This is a genomic window from Craterilacuibacter sinensis (assembly GCF_009831765.1).
GTDB lineage: Bacteria > Pseudomonadota > Gammaproteobacteria > Burkholderiales > Chromobacteriaceae > Craterilacuibacter > Craterilacuibacter sinensis.
Genome location: NZ_WSSB01000039.1, coordinates 1 through 368 on the forward strand (window position 1 = coordinate 1; position 368 = coordinate 368).

Annotated in this window: 1 protein-coding gene; it reads left to right on the top strand. The window is 60.1% G+C overall.

Translation table 11 applies throughout. The features are described from left to right. Positions 1 to 28: 28 nt before the first annotated feature. Positions 29 to 368 (top strand): pirin family protein (locus GQF02_RS15765; protein WP_160798406.1); only part of this gene is annotated, 340 nt, incomplete at its 3' end.

Sequence of the window (368 nt, forward strand, 5' to 3'; positions counted from 1 at the left end):
TCGGGGCGCTGATCATTAGGAGCGTATCATGAGTTTCAAGTCACGAATTGTTGAGCGCCTAGTCGCAGGCAAGACCACTTCGGACGGTGCCGGGGTGAAACTGACGCGCGTGCTCACGCAGGATCTGCAGCGCCGCCTTGACCCCTTTCTGATGCTAGATGCATTCCGCAACGAGAATCCGGATGATTACATCGGTGGCTTTCCCGATCATCCGCATCGCGGTTTCGAGACCGTGACCTACATGCTGGCCGGGCGCATGCGCCATCATGACAGCGCGGGCAATGAAGGTCTGCTGAGCCCGGGTGGGGCACAGTGGATGACCGCCGGCTCCGGCCTGATCCACTCCGAATTGCCCGAGCAGGAAGAAG